Source organism: Micrococcus sp. iso_26 (genome assembly GCF_056172975.1).
Genome location: NZ_JBWBTV010000025.1, coordinates 1 through 669, shown reverse-complemented (window position 1 = coordinate 669; position 669 = coordinate 1). Strand labels below are relative to the sequence as shown.

At 64.0% G+C, this 669-nt stretch carries 1 protein-coding gene; it reads right to left on the bottom strand.

Annotated features, from left to right (window positions below; translation table 11 throughout):
- Positions 1–50: 50 nt before the first annotated feature.
- Positions 51–669 (bottom strand): AAA family ATPase (locus tag AC0VX0_RS12380; protein WP_049158844.1); only part of this gene is annotated, 619 nt, incomplete at its 5' end.

Sequence of the window (669 nt, the reverse complement as noted above, 5' to 3'; positions counted from 1 at the left end):
TGTGAGCAGCTTCGCTCTGTGTCGCGGTTTTCGCTGCGTTCCGTGTCGGGTTAGGTGGTGCCGATGACGAGGGTGCTGCGGGCGGCTTCGACGACGTCGTTGGTGATGACGTCGAGCTCGTTGATCTTCAGGACACGTTGAATCTGTGGGAGGAGACGTTCGAGGAGACGGAAGTTGCCGCGGGTGATGCGTTCGACGGCGGCGATGGCTTGCGCGTCAGTGAAGTCGTCGGGGTCGAGGGTCTTGCCGAGCTTGCGCCATTGACGTTCGAGGACGAACAGCAGCTCGTCGTGGCCGAGGGGGCGGTACTGGTGGGCGAACCCGAGTCGGCTGTAGAGCTGTGGGTAGTGAGTGAACTGCTTCTCGATGCCGGGCATGCCGATCAGGATCATCGCGATGCCTGTTCGGTCGTACTGGTCGCGGAGCCACTCGATGGCGTTGCCGGTGAGGCGTTCGGACTCATCGATGATGATCAGCTCGAGCAGTGACGGGTTGGGGCCGTGCGCGTGGTCGACGTGGCCGCCGTGGAGGACGAGGTGTTCCTCGATGCAGCGTTCGGTGCGGATCATGTCGTGCCGGAGGTCCTCTTGCAGGGCGCGCATCGTCGCGGAGACCTCGGGCGTGTAGAAGACGGTCCGGGCGCGGTGGGCCGCGGCATAGATCTTGGTG